Consider the following 2,020-nt stretch of genomic DNA (forward strand, 5'->3'; position numbering starts at 1 on the left):
TTTCTGCTTTGCTTTGGCTACCATGTTGGCAGACTCGAAAGTAAACAGAAAGATCAACTGGTAGTAATCCATACTAAACATATTATACATTATTTTCAGTATAGTTGAGCTTACTATTGACTAGAGTCATGCTCTTCTAAAGGCTCTGTCCCGCTGTCGCGAACGGCCATAACTTTCACCCAACCTCTAGCGGATAGAGTAGGCTGCTGAGGCGGCAGGCAACTGCAAGGATAGGGATCCCAGCGGGGCCAAGGTGGTGCCGGGGTAGTAGAAAGCCAGGATTTGTGCCGCGTTAAACCCCTGCCGAGCCAGGGTATAGGAGCCATACTGGCTCAGGCCCACCCCATGGCCAAAGCCGCCACCGATGAAGCGATAGCCTGCCAATCGCTCCCCTTGTTTCAGAGGCTCTATCCGAAACAGGGTGCTGTACAGGCGAGGAAAAGCCAAGCGTACCTGATCCTTGCGCAAAAGAATCGAGCGGATCCCTTCTGCCGTCTGCAAGTCCAATTGCATCACCTGCACCCGGCCACTGGCGGAGCGCTCCAGGATCTGCATCCCCGCGATGCTGCTCCAGGTGGGCATCGGGATCCCTAGGTAGTCTTGGCCGGCCCGCAACTGGGTGTTCAGCTCCTCCAAAGATAGGGAGAACTCCCAGCGGAATAGGCGGGATACTCCTGCTTCGTTGAAGCCCTCTCGCTGGGCCAAAAACGCCTGGAAGCTGCTCTCCTGCCGCAAATCCAAGGGCTTACCCGGTTGATGGGCAACATCCGCTTGCCGGCGCAGGTAGGGGCGCGGATCCCCGTCCCAAACATCTTCAAAGGCCGCCGAGATGCCGCCATTGGTAGAGGAATAGACAGCATCCGCCAGCTCGCCATTGTAGGTGAGCACCAGGCCACTGGTTTGGCGAATGGCCTCGTCAGCCCGCGGGTGGGTTCCGGTCAATCCCTTGTAAACCTGGCAGTGGGTATTGGCACAGAGCTGATAATCGTCAACCTGAAAGCGGTGGAGGTTCTTGAGGGCGTAGGTGCGCGCCAGGATCGCCTGGGCAGCCATGGCGGCAAAGGGAGCCCCCGACCCCACCTCGTGGGGCACCACCCCCCGCAAATAGGTTTCCAGGGGCACGGCGTTGACTACGGTGTAGCTGCCGTAGGCGTTGGGCTGAATGGTAATAGAGCCGGCGTAGTGGCGGTCGTTCACCCGCAGATAGCCAGCATCGGAGGTCACCCTGAGGCGGGTGCGGTGGTAGCGAAAGTGTTCATGAACCCAGCTCAGCTCCGCCCGTTCGCGTCGCTCCTGCACCTCGAGCCGCACATGGGGGATCCCTTCCTTCTGGGCATACTGCTGAATCTGGATCAGTTGTTGCGGGGTGTAGGCGCGGTTGGCCCACACCTGCCATTCTTGCGGCTGGGCGATCTCGGTGCTGATGCCCAGAGACTGCCAATGGTTGGCGTTGGCCTCGGCACTCTCAAAACTTTTGTGGCTGCTGAGGATTAGACGGTATACGGTTTCCGGGGTGGTCAGGGCGCGATTGACAATGCCGATGCTGACCCGAGGCGTTCGCTGGGTCTGGGTGCTGCCGTCTGCTTGAGGGAATTCCAGGGTGAGAAGGGATCCCGTCGGCGCCGCCAGCTCCACTTGATCCGTCTCAGAACGGCCAAAGCGTTGCACAATGCCTATATGCAGGATTGGGTTTTCGGGGGTGGCTGCCGTGGCCAAGGTCTCTTCACGAACTCCGGTTGCGTCGGCGGCATGGAGCGCTAAGGCCGCCAGCAACAGGCCCAAGCCGGAAATGAGGGTGCTCTGTTTGCGCCAGCGGGACGGAGCCCCTAAAAACCGACGGGGTTTGGCAGTGGGAGGCTGACAACTGGCCATGGCCGCTTTATCTTAAAACACACCCTGTCGATTTTACCCCCATCTTTTTTGGCCTACCTGCAGCGGTTGCGTCAGCAGTGGGGAGCATGCCTCTAACCCCCAAAACCCTGAACTTTGCTGAATTTACTGAGCTTTAGGCGGTTTGGCA

At 58.6% G+C, this 2,020-nt stretch carries 1 protein-coding gene; it reads right to left on the bottom strand.

Annotated elements, in window-relative coordinates; translation table 11 throughout:
• Nucleotides 1–186: 186 nt before the first annotated feature.
• Nucleotides 187–1,872, bottom strand: coding sequence for a SpoIID/LytB domain-containing protein (locus NW840_RS06980; protein ID WP_414343308.1), 1,686 nt, complete (start codon nt 1,870–1,872; stop codon nt 187–189).
• Nucleotides 1,873–2,020: the final 148 nt, after the last annotated feature.

Origin of the sequence: Synechococcus sp. R5-13 (genome assembly GCF_047462015.1) — a bacterium.
In the GTDB taxonomy this organism is placed as follows: Bacteria; Cyanobacteriota; Cyanobacteriia; order Thermostichales; family Thermostichaceae; genus Thermostichus.